This window comes from Undibacterium sp. CY21W (assembly GCF_014284265.1).
Lineage (GTDB): Bacteria > Pseudomonadota > Gammaproteobacteria > Burkholderiales > Burkholderiaceae_D > Undibacterium > Undibacterium aquatile.
On sequence record NZ_JACOGE010000006.1, the window covers coordinates 131,694 to 149,334 of the forward strand.

The following is a 17,641-nucleotide window of genomic DNA, read 5'->3' on the forward strand; positions in this document are numbered from 1 at the left end:
TTCAAATCAGCTCGCGCTTGTTACCGAGTTGTTTGGCGCAACACCCCAATCACGCAGAATGTCCTGGCTGTGCTGCCCGGGCTGCGCAGGTGGCTGCGGCACATCCGGCACGCTGCGGCTGAAGCGTGGTGCTGGTGCTGGTTGCGTCACGCCATCGACCTCAATAAAATTCTGCCGCGCCAGATTATGCGGATGCTGCGGTGCCTCGGCCATGTCGAGCACAGGCGCAAAACAGATGTCGGTGCCTTCCATGATCGCGCACCATTCGGCCCGGGTTTTCGTCAGGAAAACCGCCGCTAATTTTTGTTTCAACTCCGGCCATGCTGGCGTGTGCATTTGCTGCTGGAACGCGGGATCGGTGATGCCTGCGTGCTGCAGCAATAACTGATAAAACTGCGGTTCTATCGCACCGACCGAAACGAATTTACCATCCGCGCAGGCATAGGTATCGTAAAAATGCGCGCCGCCATCCAGCATATTGGTGCCGCGCTGATCATTCCACGCGCCGTAAGCACGGAAGCCATACAGCATCGCGCCGAGCAAAGATGCACCATCGACCATCGCCGCATCAACAACCTGCCCGCGCCCGGATGTTTTCGCTTCCAATAAAGCGCACACCACGCCGAACGCCAGCATCATCGCGCCGCCGCCAAAATCACCGACCAGATTCAGCGGCGGTGCCGGTGGCGTATCGGGGCGACCCATCGCGTGCAGCATACCGCTCAAGGCGATGTAATTCAGATCGTGCCCTGCCACTTGCGCTAAGGGACCATCTTGTCCCCAGCCTGTCATGCGGCCAAACACCAGACGCGGATTTTTCTGCAGGCAGACATCCGACCCCAGCCCCAGCCTTTCCATCACGCCGGGGCGAAATCCTTCTATCAACGCATCGGCTTTGCCGACCAGTTCCAGCAAAATTGCGCGGTCTTGCGGTTGCTTCAGATCCAGCGCCAGCGAACGCCTGCCGCGCGCCATCACATCATATTTCGTGCCCAGCATGGGAAATGGATTCGCCGCACCGGGCACCGGCGGGCGATCTATGCGTATGACCTCTGCTCCCATGTCGGCGAACATCATCGCCGCAAACGGGCAAGGCCCCAGCCCTACCATTTCTATAATGCGCAAACCGCTTAATGGACCACTCATACTGCCTCCGGAGAATATTTATCTGATGCAGGGTGCGCCACGATTTTCGCCACAGCATCGTCGTGTCAACGCAGTACACGACGATCTGTCAGAACGACACCCTCTGACAGCTTTGTAGTGCAAGCGCTTACAGGCCGCGGGCGATGATTTCTTTCATGATCTCATTCGCGCCGCCATAAATGCGTTGCACCCGCGCATCGACATACATCTGCGCAATTGGATATTCCAGCATATAGCCATAACCGCCGAACAGTTGCAGACATTGATCGATCACTTTGCATTGCAGATCGGAGATCCAGTATTTCGCCATCGACGCCAGCTCCGTATCCATGCAGCCTTCGAGCATATCGACGATGCAACGATCGATGAAGGTACGGGCAATCGTAGCTTCAGTTTTGATTTCCGCCAGCACGAAACGGGTATTCTGCATTTCTATCAAAGCTTGTCCGAAAGCCTTGCGCTGTTTCGCGTGCTCCACCGTCAAGCGCAAAGCGCGCTCAATTGCGGCGACACCCGAGACACCGAGTATCGTGCGTTCATACGGTAACTCTGTCATCAATTGTGCAAACCCGCTGCCTTCGACGCCACCGAGCACCGCATCGGCGGGCACGCGCACATCGTCAAAAAACAGCTCGCAGGTATCCTGCCCTTTCTGACCGATTTTTTCTAGAATACGACCGACTTTAAAACCGGGGCAATCTCTGGTTTCCAGCAACATCAGCGAAACGCCTTTGGCGCCGACATCCGGGTTGGTCTTGGCGACCACGACAATCAGATCAGCCAGATAGCCATTCGAGATAAAAATTTTAGAGCCATTAATGCGGTAACCATCTGCATCCGGCAAGGCGGTAGTGCGTATGCCTTTCAGATCAGAACCGGCACCGGGTTCGGACATCGCAATCGCGGCGACCATTTCTCCGCTCGCCAGCAATGGCAGATATTTTTTCTTTTGCGCTTCCGTGCCCTGATTCAGAATATAGTGCGCCACTATTGCATGCACATGAATGCCGAACGCCATGTCACCGGCATAAGTCAGTTCTTCAAACACGATCGCCTGATGCGCAAAGCTGCCGCCGGAACCGCCGTATTCTTCCGGGATATCTGCCAGCAACATGCCCATCTCGCCACCCTTGCGCCATAAGTCGCGATCGACGTGCTGCTGTTTGGCCCAACGTTCCTGATGCGGCACCACTTCACTCTCAACAAAACGGCGAATCGCGTCGCGGAAACCGTCCAGCTCAGCTGTCATCCAGAGGGATGTATATTGCATATTATTTTCCTCTCTGCCTCAGGATTGACGATACATCGTCACCACACATGCACCGCCCAGCCCCAGGTTATGCTGCAGCGCTGTCCGCGCATTGGTGACCTGTCTGGCACCGGCATTACCACGTAATTGCTGAGTCAGCTCGAAACATTGCGCGAGCCCGGTGGCGCCCAGCGGGTGCCCTTTCGATAGCAAGCCGCCAGACGGATTGGTCACGACTTTACCGCCGTACGTATTGTCGCCATCGTCAATGAATTTTTCCGCGCCGCCTTCGGGGCATAAACCCAGTGCTTCGTAAGTGATCAGTTCGTTGTGCGCAAAGCAGTCGTGCAATTCAACGACATCCAGATCTTCCGGCCCTATGCCAGCCTGGGCATAGACTTTTGCCGCTGCACTCTGGCTCATGTCGTAACCCACTACGCGCATCATGTCACCGGAATTAAAGGTGCTCAGCGTATCGGTGGTCATGGCTTGTGCGGCAATGTAGACCTGCGTATTCAAGCCACGCGCTTTGGCAAATTTTTCAGAAACCAGGACTGCCGCAGCAGCGCCGCAGGTCGGCGGACATGCCATCAGTTTCGTCATCACGCCGGGCCAGATCATGGTGGAATTCAGCACATCTTCCGGTGTCACTTCCTGACGGAACAAGGCCAGCGGATTATTCACCGCATGGCGGCTGGCTTTGGCGCGGATCTTTGCAAACGACGCCAGCGGGGTGCCGTATTTCTGTATGTGTGCCAGCCCGGCACCACCAAAATAACGCAGCGCCAGCGGAATCTGCGGCATGCCGACCAACTGATCGGTCACGGCATCAAACGCATCAAACGGACTCGGTCTGTCCTGAAATACTGAGCCCAGAGCACCCGGGCTCATCTGCTCAAACCCCAGCACCAGCACGCAATCAACGGCGCCGCTGGCAATCGCCTGACGCGCAAGAAACAAGGCGCTGGAACCAGTCGAACAATTATTATTCACGTTCACAATCGGTATGCCGGACATACCGATCTGATACAAAGCCTTTTGCCCTGCCGTTGAATCGCCATAGACATAACCAACATACGCCTGTTCGATATCATCGTAGCTGATGCCTGCATCAGCGAGTGCCAGACGGCCGGCTGTCATTCCCATCTGATCGTAACTCGCGCTGGTGCCTGGCTTGACGAAAGGGATCATCCCTACGCCGGATACGTATACCCGCTGATTCATGTGTGTCTCCTGATTATTTTTATGATTGATAGATAATGTAAAACTGCGCTTAAGCAAAGCTGCGCAATCTCGTTAACAGCTTTGCAGCTTTGCCGCATCGTCCGCAGAACAGCCGGGCTGAAGCGGGCAATAAAATAGGTCAAACGACCAATTAAACAAAAATTATAGGTCAGTCGTACTATTTGTCAATCGTTATGGGATAATTTTGCCTCACACGTATTCACCCTATCGGTTATCTCCACACATTATTCATGCCTGACGCACTGCACACCTCGTTGAAAAGCAAACCTTCCGGTACCACAGAAAAAGGCATGGAGCGGGTGCATGCGATTCTGAGTGTTGCGCGGGCGATTTTTGCGACCGAGGGTTACGCTGGTTTATCGATGCGCAAAGTCGCCTCGCAGGCAGGCATCAGCCTCAGCAACGTGCAGCACTATTATCAGAGCAAGGATTTACTGATCGAAGCCGTGCTGCTGATGACCATGAATACGTTTCAGGAAAAACTCGATCACATCACCGCAACAAAGGGCAAACTGTCGCGCATAGAGCAGCTCAACAGCGCGATTGATATGTTTCTGGAAGAATTGAATGACCCGCTGACGCACGGATTGTTTTTTGAACTATGGGCGCTGGCGGCGCGAAACGCATTCGCGTCGGCGCTGATGGATACAATGATTTTGCGCGAACGCAAGACCATCTATAAATTGATACGCGGCATGCACCCGGATGTCAGCGATGCCGAGTACATGTTGCGCGCCGTCCTGATCGTCGCGCAGGTGGAAGGTCTGATGTTGTTCCGCTATCACAAGCACAGGCAAAAGACAGAAATGCAGGCGGTGCATGCGGCCTTAAAGAAGAACATCATCCAGCTTGCCACCACCGTATAACGCCTGCATCCTTTTCATAAAAATCAGGCCATCGCGGACACAAAGAACAGCCCGCTCAGCGCAATGCCGGCACCGGCGATGCGGCTGAGTTTTGCGCTGAATTTTGTACTGAGTAAGCGGTTTGCGGTGATCGTCGCGAATAAGCCGCTCAGATGTAACAAGGCAGTCGCGACAACAAAACCGGCACCGAACGACCATACCTTACTATCGGCAGGCATTTCAACTCCATGCGCATAACCATGCGCGACGGCGAATACCGCGATCAGCGCCGTGCTGGCAGCCAGCGGCAATCTCACAGCACCCGCGATCAGCAAACCGAGTATCAAGACAGAGGCGGCAATGCCTGCTTCCACGCCCGGAAGGATGACGCTACTCATGCCCAGCGCTGCACCTGCCGTCATCATCAGCGGAAATGCCAGTGGCAAAAGCCAGTAAGCCGGGCGCTGATGTTGCGCGGCCCAGATGCCCACCGCCAGCATCGCCAATAAATGATCTGCACCCATCAATGGATGCAGAAAACCAGACAGAAAGCCACTGCCTCCGGCGATGGAATGCATCACGCTGACGTGGGCAAACGCTGGCGTTGTGGCGAGCAGCGTTGCGCTCAGCAAGCTCAACAAGCTCAGTAAATGGCGGGATTTAACGGTGACTGATTTCATGATTTTTTCCTTCAGCTTGGATGAATACGAATAAATAATTTTCAGAAAAATATCGAGGGATTTCCACAACACTGCATCTCACCGCTGGGGCAATTTTGCGTCATTCCTCGTACGTACTTATGGTCTGACTTCATCCAGCATGCCCTGCTCACGAATGAAACTCACCACCGTTTCCAGCCCGTCACCAGTGCGCAGATTCGTGAACACAAACGGGCGTGTGCCGCGCATGCGTTTAGCATCCTGCGCCATGATGTCGAGGTTCGCGCCGACATGCGGTGCCAGATCGGTTTTATTGATGATCAGCAGATCAGAACGTGTGATGCCGGGGCCGCCTTTTCGCGGGATTTTTTCACCGCCTGCCACGTCGATCACATAGATCGTCAGATCGGATAATTCAGGGCTGAAGGTCGCCGCCAGATTATCGCCACCGGACTCCACCAGAATCAAATCGAGATCAGGAAAATCTGCGCTCATACGCGCAATCGCTTCCAGATTAATTGAGGCATCTTCGCGAATCGCAGTATGCGGGCAACCACCGGTTTCCACACCCATCAGTCTTTCCGCTGGCAGTGCATCAGCACGCAGCAGAATTTCCATGTCTTCTTTGGTGTAAATATCATTCGTGATGACTGCCATTTCATAGTCATCGCGCATACGTTTGCACAGCATTTCGCACAGGGCTGTTTTGCCGGAACCAACCGGGCCACCAATGCCGACACGTAATGGATTTGGTTCGCTTTTGCTGGTTGTTGCACTGATATCTGCTGCGTTTATATTTTCTGTATTCATATTCATTCTGTTCCTGTTGTTCTCATGTTGAGGCGACAAACATCATCTTTAACTTCCATCTGTAAAACACGTCAGGAGCGGTAAAGACGGCTGTACTGCACTTCATGCTGCATAGACAATAGCGACAAACCCGGCGACCAGTTCGATAACTGATGGTCTTCCAGATGTTCGGCCAGCGTCGCTGCGGCTTCCAGATCTGCGCGCAACGACAGCAACAAACGCTGTCCTGCGACCTGCCCCAGCGGTATCGACTTCACACACACCAGCGCCTGATTTTCTGCCCAGGTAAATAACATGCCGAGCAAAGCTGCTGTCGCTGGCACCTCCAGCGCAACGGCGGCACAAGCCAGTGCGGTCGGCAATGGCAACTCGCTTTGCGCCTGCAAGATCGTCAGCAACGCCGCATCGGCAATCTGCAAATCACCCACCAGCTTGCCCAGCGAATATCCCATTTGTATGGTTTCTGCGCGAAACTCTGCGGTATCGCGGGCGGCTATAAATAACTCATTCCAGTAAGTGACTGCGGCCTGATCTCTGCGCTGAAATGCCGTCATCAGGCGCCACAATACCGGCGCTTCAAAGCGGGCAACGACTTCGCGCAAATACGTGGCAATCCACACCCGCGCTGTCGCTTCATTCTTTACCGTGCCATTCTCTATCGCCGCTTCCAGTCCTTGCGAATAGCTGTAAGCCCCGATAGGCAACGACGGGCTGGCAAGCTGTAACAGATGAAGTAAGGCGGCGGATTGCATATGCTTATTGTTATGGCTTATTGTTTATCCGAAGGACGATGTATACGTTGCCGCAACGGGATCGGTGCGAGCGGATTATGCGGATGCATGTCATCGCCACCATGATGATGACCACCGCCATAAGCACCGGCTTCCGGCTCGAAACTCGCCTGCTCTTCAGTCACAACAGCATTCAGACCTTCCAGCATTTCTTTCAGTACAGGGTCTTTGCGGATACGCAAAAAGCCATCGCCCAATTGCGCCTGCGTGTGCCGGTTTCCCAGATGGAATGCACAACGCAGCAATGCAAACGCATTCGCACATTCGACTTTGTAGGTAGGCTCAGCCGCGGCCAGCACCTGAATAATGCGGCCATCATTTGCCAGCATCAGATCGCCATCCCGCATCACGGTGCCGCGCACGGTGAATACGGCCACGTCTTCACCGCTTTGCAGCGTCGCACGCAAACGTGATTTTTCACGCAATTCATATGGCAGGATGAGTTGGCCGTCGATCTGAGGCGCATTCTCACTGCGTTCAATTTTGGTTTGGAGTGTCAGCATCATGTCAGAATAAAAAATAGCGCTGTGCCATCGGTAAAATTTTTGCCGGTTCACACACCAGCAATTCACCATTCGCACGCACTTCATAGGTTTCGGGGTCCACTTCCATCTTCGGCGTGAGCCCGTTCAGGATCATGTCTTGTTTGCGTATCGTGCGCGTGTTCTTTACCGGAATCAGGGTTTTACTGAGTTTCAGTTGTTCCGCCAGACCAGCATCAAATGCCGCCTGCGAGACAAAGGTAAACGACTTTTTCAGGCCGCCACCAAACGCACCAAACATCATGCGGTAATGCACAGGCTGCGGCGTGGGAATCGACGCATTCGGGTCACCCATCTGCGCCGCGGCGATCATGCCGCCTTTCAGTATCATCGATGGCTTCACGCCGAAGAACGCGGGTTTCCACAACACGATATCAGCAATTTTGCCGACTTCCAGCGAGCCCACCGCATGCGAAATGCCATGCGTGATCGCCGGATTAATCGTGTATTTAGCGATGTAACGTCGGGCGCGGAAATTATCGTTATGGCGACTGTCTTCCGGTAATGCACCGCGCTGTTGTTTCATCTTGTCGGCGGTTTGCCAGGTGCGCATGATCACTTCACCAACGCGCCCCATCGCCTGCGAATCTGACGACATCATCGAGATCGCGCCGATGTCATGCAAAATATCTTCGGCAGCAATCGTCTCACGGCGTATGCGCGATTCGGCAAACGCGATGTCTTCTGCAATCGCCGGATCAAGGTGATGGCAGACCATCAGCATATCCAGATGTTCATCCAGCGTATTGACGGTGTAGGGTCGGGTCGGATTGGTTGACGACGGCAGTACATTGCCCTCGCCGACTGCGGCGATGATGTCCGGCGCATGGCCGCCACCCGCACCCTCGGTGTGGAAAGTATGTATCGTACGGTCTTTGAATGCAGCCAGCGTGTGCTCTAAAAAACCGCCTTCATTCAAGGTGTCGCTATGAATAGCGACCTGCACATCCATGTTGTCGGCCACACTCAGGCAATTATCGATGGCCTGTGGCGTTGTGCCCCAGTCTTCATGCAGTTTCAGGCCTATCGCACCGGCGCGGATCTGCTCTTCCAGCGGCAATGGCAGGCTGACATTGCCTTTACCTAAAAAACCTAAATTCATAGGAAACGCATCTGCCGCCATGATCATGGAATGCAAATGCCACGGCCCCGGTGTACAGGTCGTTGCCGCAGTACCGACCGCTGGCCCGGTGCCACCGCCAAGCATGGTCGTCACGCCGCTCATCAGCGCTTCTTCTATCTGTTGCGGACAAATGAAATGGATATGCGAATCAATGCCACCGGCGGTGACGATCATGCCTTCGCCCGCAATGATTTCGGTCGCACCACCAATCGCCATATCCACGCCGGGCTGAATATCAGGGTTGCCCGCCTTGCCTATGCAGGCGATCAGGCCGTTTTTCAAGCCGATATCCGCTTTGACTATGCCCCAGTGATCGAGAATCACCGCATTCGTGATCACGGTATCCATGACGTCTGCATGCGCGCGCTGCGATTGCCCCATGCCATCGCGTATGACTTTGCCGCCACCAAATTTGACTTCTTCGCCATAGATCGCAAAGTCTTTTTCGATCTCAATAAATAAACCGGTATCGGCTAGACGAATACGATCGCCCGTGGTCGGGCCAAACATTTCGGCATACGCCTGACGCGAAATTTTCATGCGTTTTTCTCCTTCGCATCCAGTGCGCCCATGACCTTGCCGCTGAAACCAAACACCCGCCGTTCACCCGCCAGCGCCATCAGCTCAACCTTGCGTTGCTGCCCCGGCTCAAAGCGCACCGCCGTGCCCGCAGCAATATTCAGGCGCATGCCATACGCCGCCTGCCGCTCAAATTGCAGCGCCGGATTGGTTTCAAAAAAATGAAAATGCGAGCCCACCTGAATTGGCCGGTCACCGCTATTAGCCACCGTCAGTGACGTCGTCTGCCGTCCCACATTCAACTCGATATCGCCGTCGGCGATCAGCATTTCTCCCGGAATCATGTGGCCTCCTATGGGATCGGATGATGAACGGTCACCAGCTTGGTGCCATCCGGAAAAGTCGCCTCGACCTGAATATCAGGAATCATTTCAGGGATTCCCTCCATCACATCGGCGCGGCTCAATATCTGCGTGCCTTCGGACATCAATTCCGCCACGCTTTTGCCATCACGCGCACCTTCCATAATCGCAGCAGTAATCAGCGCCACCGCTTCCGGATAATTCAATTTCAGGCCACGCGCCTTGCGTCTTTCTGCCAGCAGCGCCGCCGTAAAAATGAGTAATTTGTCTTTTTCTCTCGGGCTCAAATCCATCGTTCGCTTTCCTCATCTGCATACGCAATGTGTTGTTGACAGAAACAGCAAGAATCAAACCAGCCAGAACGCACCAAGGTTTACAGGCAACGCACCGCCGAGAAATGGCGGGCGCATCAAATAAGTGCAGGCTGATTGATTTTGGTGCGATTGGAAATTCGGGCGGGAATTTCCTTGGTGACCGAGACAGAATGGTACCGTTGGCTATCACGGTGTTATCACAGGCGATGCGACTGAAAATATCAGAGCATTTGAGTAAATCCCATAAGTTATGCGGGCTTTCGGGAAACGGAATTACTAAATAATATTAAAATAATAAATACCAAGATTGCATCGTGGTATAAAAAGACACTAGCGAATGGAGTGTCGAAAACTTCCAATCAATTCGAAAACTCAATCAGTGAGGTTGCAGTGAAAATTAAAGCAGAAGAGCGCGGTATCGCGATTGGCGGAATCGGTTTCTTTTGCTGCTTATTGGGATTTGGAGTTTCCCTAATAGGAGCCGATACTCTAGGAGTATGGATTATGTGGGCTTCTTGGGCTGTGATTATTTGGGGAATGCTGTTGCATTTTCGGATTATGAGTAAGAGAAAATAATTCGTGGAAAAGCCACACAACACAACCGCTGCTTAACGGCAACAAACACTTGCATTAGTCGCAGTTAAAACAGCACAAAGCCGTTAAAAAATCAGCTGTTCAGGTATTCCAGATGCGCGGTATGCGTGCAGGTTGTCTGGCGACGACGGGGCGTAGGTGTTGCCAGACCAATTGCATCCATGCGCGGGCGACTTCGCTGGAATTGCCGAGATAACGCGCCACCAGCACTGACTTCATTTGCGTGACGCCGCACAAAGCCTGGGGCTCACGCGCATCCAGTAAGGCGCGGCTTTCTTCGCGTAATTGCAGAAGCTGTGCACTGCTGAGCATGGCACCTGCCGCCAGCACCATGCCACTGACGGAGCGACCAGCAAGCCCCAACGGACTTTGCATGGACTCACCATCGCCCTCCAGGCAACCTTGCTCAAACCAGATCAGTTTGCCGTCACGATAGATGCGGCTGTGTTGCCAGATGCTGCCACTGGTGTAGGTTTCACCGGCAGCGGTGCGGCCAAAACACAGAATATCGGACGCAATGACGGCGGCATTGCCGCTGAGGTGGATGTCCTGATGCAAGGATACACAGGCGTCATCAAAAAATATGGTTTCTTGCGGCAGCCATTCCATGACCGCGCCGTCAGCGACATGCAGCACCACAGCTTGCTTAGATGTGTAACCGTTGCCGCGATACCACTTGGCGGCACCGGGCGTGGTGATCAGAGCGTGGGCTCCCTCACTCAGCGTTGCGCTGATCTGTAACTGGTCGCCGCCGACCACGCCACCGGGAGGATGAATAATGATCGCGTGGCAAATCTCTGCACCTTCGGGATACAAAGGCTTTTGCACTCGCAGCGGGCCGCTGTGCTGGCGCTCAGTCAGGCGTGTGGTTGCCGCATCTTTGCTAAACCCCAGTTGCAAACGTGCCTGCCAGTGGCTTTTCTCTGGGGCTGATGGTGCAGATACTGCAGCAGATTCAGAGATAGGTTCAGCAACAGGCGCAGTAACAGTGATGGGCAGACTCATGCAGGCTCACAACAAAAAACAAGAACCACACTATACCGCCAGATGGCGTTTGATATCGTCGCCATCCATTAAATCCTGTGTGCCGGACGCCACGACTTCACCGCGTGACAAGACCACAAACTGATCGGCCAGTTCACGTGCAAAATCAAAATACTGCTCGCACAGCAGAATGCCCATATCACCACGTTCACGTAAGAGCCGGATCACACGACCGATGTCTTTGATAATCGATGGCTGTATGCCCTCGGTAGGTTCATCGAGAATAATCAGCTTGGGTTCGGCCAGCAAAGCACGGGCGATCGCGAGTTGCTGTTGCTGACCGCCAGACAAATCGCCGCCGCGCCGGTGCAGCATTTCCTTCAACACAGGGAATAATTCATACACCTCGCCTTTGATCGTCTTGGCGCGTTTCGCGGGCAGCGTGGCCATGCCCATCAAGAGATTATCTTCCACCGTCAGACGGGCAAATATCTCGCGCCCTTGCGGCACATAAGCGATACCGGCTCTCGCCCGCTCATGCGGAGCCAGCTTATTGATATTGCGCCCTTCAAACACCACTTCGCCTTGCGACGCAGGCAGCACGCCCATCAGGCATTTGAGCAAGGTGGTTTTACCGACGCCGTTACGCCCCAGCAAGGTCAGGCATTCGCCTTTTTTCAGCGACAGGGAAATGCCGCGCAGCGTATGACTGGAGCCGTAATATTGATGCAGTTGATTAACTTCTAGCATGATTTTCCCGATTTAAACGGCGGCTGTAGGCTGCCTGACATCATCTTATTTTCAGCGCCCCAGATAGACTTCGATCACACGTTCATCCGCCTGCACCTGCTGCATCGTGCCCTCTGCCAGTACGGCACCTTCGTGCAATACCGTGACCTTGCCTTGCTGCGCAATCTCAGTCACAAATCCCATGTCATGTTCCACCACCATGATCGAGTGTTTGCCGCGCAATTCATTCAGCAATTCGGCGGTGCGTGCGGTCTCGGCATCGGACATACCTGCCACCGGCTCGTCCAGCAAAATCAGTTGCGGCTCCTGTATCAGCAACATGCCGATTTCCAGCCATTGTTTCTGCCCGTGCGACAACAAACCTGCGAGCCGTTTTTCTTCACCCTGCAAACGTATCAGTTGCAATATCGCCGCGATCTTGTCGCGCTGCTCGCTATTCAGGCGGGCAAATAAAGTGGTCTTGACCCGCTTATCCATTTTCATGGCGAGTTCCAGATTCTCGAATACGGTGTGCTGCTCAAACACCGTGGGGCGCTGAAATTTGCGACCGATACCGGCATGCGCAATTTCGACTTCATTCATTTTGCTCAGATCCATGGTCTGACCAAAAAATGCGGTGCCCGATGCAGGCCGGGTTTTGCCGGTAATCACATCCATCATGGTGGTTTTACCGGCACCGTTCGGGCCGATGATGCAGCGTAATTCACCGACAGAAATATCCAGCGTCAGATGATTGATCGCTTTAAAACCGTCAAAGGAAACAACAATATCTTCCAGATAAAGAATCGCGCCATGTGTGGTATCGACACCTTGCTGCCGGACTCTGCCATAGGAAACACCCTGATCGCCGGTCGCCGATGCGTATTGCTGGCCGGGACGCAATACGCCGCTCATCACGCCGTTCATCAAGTAAGTCATGCGGACTCCCCACGTTTGCGCAATTTACCGGCTAAACCCAATATGCCTTGTTGCATGAATAGCGTCACCAGAATAAACAATAAGCCCAGTGCATACAGCCAGAGATCGGGAAACGCCGCCGTAAACCAGCTCTTCAACCCATTCACAGTGAACGCCCCGATAATCGGGCCAAGCAAGGTGCCGCGCCCGCCAACAGCGGCCCAGATCACCATCTCGATTGAATTTCCCGGCGACATTTCAGACGGATTAATAATACCGACCTGCGGCACATACAAAGCCCCGGCAATGCCGCACAAGACCGCAGATAAGGTCCAGATAAACAGCTTGAACCATAAGGGATCGTAGCCGATGAACATCAGGCGGGATTCGGAATCCCTGACTGCCTGCAACACACGCCCGAGTTTGGACTGCACGATCCAGCGGCATAAAAATAAGGCGGCCAGCAAAATCACTAAGGTCATCAGATACAGCACAGCTTTGGTGCCCGGCGCGGTGATGCTGAAACCGAGTATGCGTTTAAAGTCAGTAAAGCCGTTATTGCCGCCAAAGCCTGTGTTATTGCGGAAAAACAGCAGCATGAAGGCAAAGGTCATGGCTTGCGTGATGATGGAAAAATACACGCCTTTGATTCTGGAACGGAAAGCGAAATAGCCAAAGATAAACGCCAGCACACCGGGCACCAGCACCACCAGCGCCATGCAATACCAGAAATGATCCGTCAGCGACCAATACCACGGATAAGTTTTCCAGTCGAGGAACACCATGAAATCGGGTAAGTCGCTTTGATACACACCGTCACGGCCAATCGCGCGCATCAGATACATGCCATGCGCATAAGCACCGAGCGCAAAAAATACGCCGTGACCCAAAGACAAAATACCGGTATAGCCCCATACCAGATCCAGCGCCATCGCCGCCAGCGCGTAACACATGAACTTGGCAACGATACCGATCACATACGACGACACATGCAAGGCATGGCCTTCAGGGAACACCAGATAGCACAGCGGCAGCAGCGCTGCGATCAGCGCCAGTACGACGATGCCCGTCCATGCCGGACGTGAAAATAAATGGCGCATCAGTCGACACTCCTTCCCTTGAGTGCAAACAAGCCCTGCGGTCTGCGTTGAATAAAGATGATGATGAACACCAGAATCACAATTTTGGCCATCACCGCACCTGCCACCGGCTCCAGAAATTTATTCACTTCACCGAGGCCGAATGCCGCAATCACGGTACCCGCCAGCTGGCCGACACCGCCCAGCACTACCACCATAAATGAATCGACGATATAGCTCTGCCCCAGATCAGGGCCGACATTCCCCAACTGAGACAAAGCAACGCCACCCAGACCCGCAATACCGGAGCCCAGACCAAAGGTCAGCATATCGATCTTGCCGGTCGCTACGCCGACACAATCGGCCATGCGGCGGTTTTGCGTCACGGCACGCACAAATAAACCCATGCGGGTTTTATTCAGGATCAGCCAAACCGCAAACACCACGGCCAGCGAAAAGAAAATAATGATGATGCGGTTGTAAGACAGCACCAGCGAGCCCATCACCGTGACGCCGCCAGACATCCAGGCAGGATTGGCCACCTCGACGTTTTGCGCGCCGAACACCGAACGCACGCCCTGCATCAGCATCAGGCTGATACCCCAGGTACAAAGCAGGGTTTCCAAAGGGCGACCATAGAGCCAGCGAATCACCGTGCGCTCGAGCACGATACCGACCATGCCCGAGACCAGAAACGCGGCTGGCACGGCCAGCAATAAATAAGCGTCAATCGCTTCCGGAAAAAAATGCCGGAACAGTGACTGACAAACATAAGTCGTGTAAGCACCTATCATCAGCAATTCGCCATGCGCCATATTGATGATGCCCATCAGTCCAAACGTGATCGCCAGCCCCAGTGCTGCCAGCAACAACACGCTGCCGAGCGAGATGCCATAAAACAGGTTACCGACAAATTCGGTACGGGCAATGCGGTTGTCAATCGCATTCAGGGTGGCCACCGCTGCGACACGTATGCTTTCGTCCGGCTCGGCATAACTGCCATCCGGACGTTGAGTGATCATTTCCTGCAATGCAGGTTTCAGATTCGCATTCGCACTGGTGACGAGTGTTTTGACCGCCGCTTTACGAATGGCGGGATCTTCTGCATGCAGATTCACAGTCGCGATCAGCATTTGCAGCAATGCGCCGATTTCAGGATCTTTTTCTTTGACATACGCCTTGTTCAGTAAAGGCAGTTGTTCCGGCGTCGCTTCTTTTTGCAGCGCATGCGCCGCCGCCAGACGGACTGCGCGCTCCGGGGCAAACAGCTTCAGACCAGATAAGGCGCTGTCGACTGCAGCACGCAAGCGATTGTTAATCGCAATGACATCAGCACCATCAGGCAAAGCGACTTTTTTGCCATCGGCTAAAGCGATGAACTGCTCACCATCAGGCAGAAAAACCTGATCGTCTTTGAAATATAGTTCTTCATTTTTAAGTGCAGTCAACACTTTCGCGGCTTCATCATTCGCCAGCGCGGCTATCGTATTGACGGCAGCGATACGCGCATCCGGATCATCGCCCGCCAGCGCTTTAAGCTGACTCGCGTCGATCGCTGCATGCGCTGTTGCCGGTAGCAACACAGCGAACAAGACGCCGAACAAGATGCCACGTAATCTGCCACATAAGATGTCACGTAATCTGCCAAGTAAGATGCCGGGGATAGTGACAAGCAGTCGTGCCAACGTTTTCTGGAATGTCATAGTTCTGCAGACGCATTCATTCGTGGAAATTTCTTGAAATTCTGTTGTAGGCGGAAACGGGAACATGCCGCTTCCGCATTGGCAGACCAAAATTGGCAGATCAAAGCCAGGCAACATTCCCCATACGCGCGAGCAACGACCTGGTCAGTCGGGAAAACACCAGGAAGTGCTCACGCAAGGAGGAAACTGTCGCGCTGCTTACAGCTTTTGCTTACCTTCATTGCCCTTGATATACGGGCTCCATGGTTGCGCACGGATAGGCGCTTTGGTTTTGTAGACGACGCTGAACTGGCCGTCTGCTTTAATCTCACCGATCATGACGGGTTTATGCAGATGATGATTCGTAGCGTCCATGGTCAGTTCAAAGCCGGATGGCGCTTTGAAAGTCTGCCCGCCCATCGCTGCGATCACTTTATCGGTATCCGTGGATTTGGCTTTTTCCACCGCTTGCTTCCACATATAAATGCCGACGTAGGTTGCTTCCATCGGGTCATTCGTCACCACGGTGGCAGCATTCGGCAATTTTTTCGCGACCGCATACGCCTTCCATTTTTTGATGAATTCCGCATTCACCGGATTTTTGACGGACTCAAAGTAATTCCATGCTGCCAGATGGCCGACTAGTGGTTTGGTATCGACACCGCGCAATTCTTCTTCACCAACCGAGAACGCCACGACAGGCACATCGGTCGCTTTCAGACCGGCATTACCAAGCTCCTTGTAAAACGGCACATTCGAATCGCCGTTGATAGTCGAGATCACAGCAGTTTTTCCACCGGCAGAAAATTTCTTGATATTCGCAACGATGGTCTGGTAATCAGAATGACCAAACGGTGTGTAGACTTCATCGATATCACTGTCTTTCACGCCTTTGCTATGCAGGAAAGCGCGCAGGATTTTGTTGGTCGTGCGTGGATAGACATAATCCGTGCCCAGCAACACGAAACGTTTTGCCGCGCCGCCTTCTTTCGACATCAGGTATTCTGTCGCCGGTATCGCTTGCTGATTCGGTGCAGCACCGGTGTAAAACACGTTTTTCTCCAGCTCTTCGCCTTCATATTGCACAGGGTAAAACAGCAGGCTGTTCAATTCTTTAAAGACCGGCAACACCGATTTGCGTGATACCGATGTCCAGCAACCAAACACCACCGACACTTTATCCTGCGACACTAACTGCCGTGCTTTCTCAGCAAACAAAGGCCAGTTGGATGCCGGATCAACGACAACGGCTTCCAGTTTTTTACCCATCACGCCGCCCTTGGCATTGATTTCATCAATCGTCATCAGCGCCACGTCTTTCAGCGATGTTTCGGAAATCGCCATCGTGCCTGAGAGGGAATGCAAAATGCCAACCTTGATCGTATCTGCTGCCAGTGCCTGAGCCATCCAGCCCGATGTAGCGAGCGCCATTGCGCCAATTGCTGTTGCTTTCAAAACCGTACGACGTGTCATGATTTCTCCTGAAGGTGGTGGGTAACAAAGAAACTGCAAGCTTCACCAGCCTATGAGCAGATAGCGTGCCACGTTCGCAAAAAGCCTGAAAAATCTGCCAGCGCATCCTGAAATAGAGAGAATTTGGGGGAGTATATGCAGAAAACAGCCTTATCTCCTTATGAATATTGGGCTGTTTTACATACTGGGGGGAGTATATTTAGTGCTTGCGGAGGCGTTTTTTCGGCCTGGCGAGGCTCCGTCGCTGTGCGGGGTGCGCCAGCTTGAGATAATTTGCGGCGCGAATGCCCCGCAATGTCTCAGTGCGGACGCAGTTGTGATTTCAGATCTGTGCGTGATTCGGTCAGACAGGCATCTGCCTGAACCAGAACGGGGCGAAAAGTATCTGGATCTGAAACGCGATGCGCTTTCTGTCTTTTTCGGTGCAGCCCTGCATTCGCATTGTGCGCAATGAATAAAAGCAACGCGCAAAAAAAATACGGAGACTGTCTGTTCAGTCTCCGTACCCTTGTTCTGGACGGTGGCCAACCCGCTATCTGCTGATCCGGCACACCTTGTTACCGTCATACATATCAGT

At 53.4% G+C, this 17,641-nt stretch carries 18 protein-coding genes; 2 read left to right on the plus strand and 16 right to left on the minus strand.

The window, feature by feature from the left end:
* Positions 1-6: 6 nt before the first annotated feature.
* From H8K29_RS14570 to H8K29_RS14580, 3 genes are all read right to left on the minus strand, one after another.
* Positions 7-1,146, minus strand: a complete 1,140-nt coding sequence (locus H8K29_RS14570) for a CaiB/BaiF CoA-transferase family protein (RefSeq protein ID WP_186898164.1) — start codon at positions 1,144-1,146, stop codon at positions 7-9.
* 127 nt (positions 1,147-1,273) lie between these two features.
* Positions 1,274-2,416, minus strand: a complete 1,143-nt coding sequence (locus H8K29_RS14575; protein ID WP_255423394.1) for an acyl-CoA dehydrogenase family protein — start codon at positions 2,414-2,416, stop codon at positions 1,274-1,276.
* Between the two features lie 18 nt (positions 2,417-2,434).
* A complete protein-coding gene (locus tag H8K29_RS14580; protein WP_186898165.1) occupies positions 2,435-3,619 on the minus strand; it encodes a lipid-transfer protein in 1,185 nt (394 codons plus the stop codon).
* Positions 3,620-3,870: 251 nt separating this feature from the next.
* Here H8K29_RS14580 and H8K29_RS14585 point away from each other — a divergent pair, with 251 nt between their 5' ends.
* Positions 3,871-4,506: a TetR/AcrR family transcriptional regulator gene (locus H8K29_RS14585; protein ID WP_186898166.1), complete on the plus strand. Its 636-nt coding sequence runs from the start codon at positions 3,871-3,873 to the stop codon at positions 4,504-4,506.
* A 23-nt stretch (positions 4,507-4,529) separates the two neighbouring features.
* Here the strand turns inward: H8K29_RS14585 and H8K29_RS14590 are convergent, their stop codons facing one another.
* The 7 genes from H8K29_RS14590 to H8K29_RS14620 form a co-directional block, all read right to left on the minus strand.
* On the minus strand, positions 4,530-5,165 hold the full coding sequence (locus H8K29_RS14590; RefSeq protein ID WP_186898167.1) for a HupE/UreJ family protein: 636 nt from the start codon (positions 5,163-5,165) through the stop codon (positions 4,530-4,532).
* Between the two features lie 117 nt (positions 5,166-5,282).
* Complete coding sequence (gene ureG / locus H8K29_RS14595) at positions 5,283-5,954, minus strand: urease accessory protein UreG (protein ID WP_186898168.1); 672 nt, start codon at positions 5,952-5,954, stop codon at positions 5,283-5,285.
* Between the two features lie 71 nt (positions 5,955-6,025).
* Positions 6,026-6,706 (minus strand): urease accessory protein UreF, encoded by a 681-nt coding sequence (locus H8K29_RS14600; protein WP_186898169.1) that lies wholly within the window; start codon positions 6,704-6,706, stop codon positions 6,026-6,028.
* A 17-nt stretch (positions 6,707-6,723) separates the two neighbouring features.
* Complete coding sequence (ureE, locus tag H8K29_RS14605) at positions 6,724-7,248, minus strand: urease accessory protein UreE (RefSeq protein WP_186898286.1); 525 nt, start codon at positions 7,246-7,248, stop codon at positions 6,724-6,726.
* 4 nt (positions 7,249-7,252) lie between these two features.
* Complete coding sequence (ureC, locus tag H8K29_RS14610; RefSeq protein WP_186898170.1) at positions 7,253-8,950, minus strand: urease subunit alpha; 1,698 nt, start codon at positions 8,948-8,950, stop codon at positions 7,253-7,255.
* Positions 8,947-9,273 carry an urease subunit beta gene (locus H8K29_RS14615; protein ID WP_186898171.1) on the minus strand — a complete coding sequence of 109 codons (327 nt, stop codon included), beginning with the start codon at positions 9,271-9,273 and terminating at the stop codon, positions 8,947-8,949. The genes ureC and H8K29_RS14615 overlap by 4 nt, the downstream gene beginning before the upstream one ends.
* A gap of 8 nt (positions 9,274-9,281) precedes the next feature.
* A complete protein-coding gene (locus H8K29_RS14620) occupies positions 9,282-9,584 on the minus strand; it encodes an urease subunit gamma (protein ID WP_186898172.1) in 303 nt (100 codons plus the stop codon).
* A 363-nt stretch (positions 9,585-9,947) separates the two neighbouring features.
* On the opposite strand from H8K29_RS14620, the gene H8K29_RS14625 reads away from it, so the two are divergent.
* Entirely contained in the window at positions 9,948-10,181 is a 234-nt protein-coding gene (locus tag H8K29_RS14625; protein ID WP_186898173.1) for a hypothetical protein, read from the plus strand.
* A 99-nt stretch (positions 10,182-10,280) separates the two neighbouring features.
* Here the strand turns inward: H8K29_RS14625 and H8K29_RS14630 are convergent, their stop codons facing one another.
* The 6 genes from H8K29_RS14630 to urtA all read right to left on the minus strand — a co-directional run bounded on the left by H8K29_RS14630 (position 10,281) and on the right by urtA (position 17,064).
* Positions 10,281-11,204, minus strand: coding sequence for an urease accessory protein UreD (locus H8K29_RS14630; RefSeq protein ID WP_186898174.1), 924 nt, complete (start codon positions 11,202-11,204; stop codon positions 10,281-10,283).
* Positions 11,205-11,234: 30 nt separating this feature from the next.
* Positions 11,235-11,933, minus strand: coding sequence for an urea ABC transporter ATP-binding subunit UrtE (gene urtE, locus H8K29_RS14635; protein ID WP_186898175.1), 699 nt, complete (start codon positions 11,931-11,933; stop codon positions 11,235-11,237).
* A gap of 51 nt (positions 11,934-11,984) precedes the next feature.
* Positions 11,985-12,827, minus strand: coding sequence for an urea ABC transporter ATP-binding protein UrtD (urtD, locus tag H8K29_RS14640; RefSeq protein WP_255423404.1), 843 nt, complete (start codon positions 12,825-12,827; stop codon positions 11,985-11,987).
* Between the two features lie 20 nt (positions 12,828-12,847).
* Positions 12,848-13,930, minus strand: coding sequence for an urea ABC transporter permease subunit UrtC (urtC, locus tag H8K29_RS14645; RefSeq protein ID WP_186898177.1), 1,083 nt, complete (start codon positions 13,928-13,930; stop codon positions 12,848-12,850).
* Positions 13,930-15,612: an urea ABC transporter permease subunit UrtB gene (gene urtB / locus H8K29_RS14650; RefSeq protein ID WP_186898178.1), complete on the minus strand. Its 1,683-nt coding sequence runs from the start codon at positions 15,610-15,612 to the stop codon at positions 13,930-13,932. Before urtB ends, urtC begins: the two co-directional genes overlap by 1 nt.
* Before the next feature lie 198 nt (positions 15,613-15,810).
* Positions 15,811-17,064: an urea ABC transporter substrate-binding protein gene (gene urtA / locus H8K29_RS14655; protein ID WP_186898179.1), complete on the minus strand. Its 1,254-nt coding sequence runs from the start codon at positions 17,062-17,064 to the stop codon at positions 15,811-15,813.
* Between the last annotated feature and the right edge of the window lie 577 nt (positions 17,065-17,641).